This window comes from Brachybacterium tyrofermentans, assembly GCF_014897585.1.
Classification (GTDB): Bacteria; Actinomycetota; Actinomycetes; order Actinomycetales; family Dermabacteraceae; genus Brachybacterium; species Brachybacterium tyrofermentans.
The window spans coordinates 1-1,704 of record NZ_JABUXW010000077.1; the positions used below are offsets into that span (position 1 = coordinate 1).

Consider the following 1,704-nt stretch of genomic DNA (forward strand, 5'->3'; position numbering starts at 1 on the left):
CCTCGGGATTTCATGGGGGTGTGGTCCCGACCGGCGGACGGCTTAGAGAAAGGTGCTCCTGACCTGGAATAATACGGGGTGTTGAAGCTCGTATCGATCCGGCGGAAGGAGCACCTTTCAGGTGTCCCACCCTACCTTGTTCTCCTACCCTCGTCCGCGCGTGGACATTGCCGAGGTCCCGGCGGTCTCGCATGCCGGTGCGGTGCTGCTGACCGACACACTCCACTCCACCGGCCTGGCCCATTCGCTGCGCGAAGCGCTGGATCCTTGGACGAAACCGCTGGCCGAGCATCACGCCGCGAAGGTTCTGCTGGACCTTGCGATGACTCTCACGGTGGGCGGGGAGGTCGCTCGGGACACTGACCTGTTGCGGTGCGAGCCGGGCCTGTTCGGGCCCGTCGCCTCGGCCCCGACGATCTCGCGCACGCTCACCACCCTGGCCGAAGACGCCCCGGCAGTGATCGAGGCAATCTCGAGGGCCCGCCGTGCCGCGCGTGAACGAGCCTGGACCCTGGCCGGTGATCACTCCCCGGCCGCGCAGGCCAGCGCGAAGGCCCCGCTGGTCATCGACCTCGACGCCACCCTGATCAACGTCCACAGCGAGAAGGAACAGGCCGCACCGACGTTCAAACGCGGCTTCGGCTACCACCCCCTATGCGCGTTCCTCGACCACGGTCAGGCCGGCACCGGGGAACCCCTCGCCATCGCCCTGCGCCCGGGCAACGCGGGCTCGAACACCGCCAGCGATCACATCACCGTCACTCGCCAGGCTCTCGCCCAGCTCCCACCAGCCCTGCGTGCCCGGGACGGGCGGGGCTCGAAGAAGATCTTGATCCGCACCGACGGGGCCGGCGGCACCAAGGGCTTCATCGACTGGCTGACCACGCAGCGTCTGGGCTACTCGGTCGGGTTCACCCTCCCGGCACACACTCCTGACCTGCTGGAACGTATCGATAGAGCCGATGCGTGGACTCCCGCCTACGACACCGAGGACGACGGGATCCGCGATGGGGCATGGGTCGCGGAGCTGACCGGGCTGCTGGACCTTACAAGCTGGCCAGAGGGGATGCGAGTGATCGTGCGGAAGGAACGACCCCACCCCGGAGCGCAGCTGCGGATCACCGATCACGAGGGCATGCGGATCACCGCGTTCGCGACCAACGCCCCGCGCGGGCAACTGCCCGTCCTCGAGCTGCGTCACCGTCGCCGTGCGCGCTGCGAGGACCGGATCCGGAACGCGAAGGACATGGGACTGATGAAGTTCCCGCTGCAGTCCTTCGCGCAGAACCAGGTCTGGTGCCAGATCGTCCAGCTCGCCTCCGACCTGGTCGCCTGGATGCAAACCATCGCTTTCACCAGTGACGACGCGCGGAAGTGGGAGCCCAAACGACTCCGTGCGCGATTGTTTGAGATTCCCGCGACTCTCGTGCGGCGCTGTCGGCACAAGGTCCTACACCTCGCCCGGCACGCCCCGGAAGCACTCACCGTCTTGACCGGCGTCAACCGGCTCCGCATCGCCGTCGCGCAGACCTGAACCGGCGAGCCCGCTCGTCCCTACGATCCCCAGCACCTTCTCGGGAGTGGAACCCGACCGCCCGCCACGGACACGGCGACAGATCGTCACACCCACATGCCAGAATCAGCAGCTGAACACCGGCAACGACGCCGGTCGCCCCCGCTCACAACCCCGATGAAACATCGAGG

General features: G+C 67.3%; 1 protein-coding gene. It reads left to right on the forward strand.

What is annotated here, in order from left to right; translation table 11 throughout:
- The first annotated feature begins 121 nt into the window (after window positions 1–121).
- Window positions 122–1,534: an IS1380 family transposase gene (locus tag INT49_RS20760; protein WP_114329648.1), complete on the forward strand. Its 1,413-nt coding sequence runs from the start codon at window positions 122–124 to the stop codon at window positions 1,532–1,534.
- Window positions 1,535–1,704 lie beyond the last annotated feature (170 nt).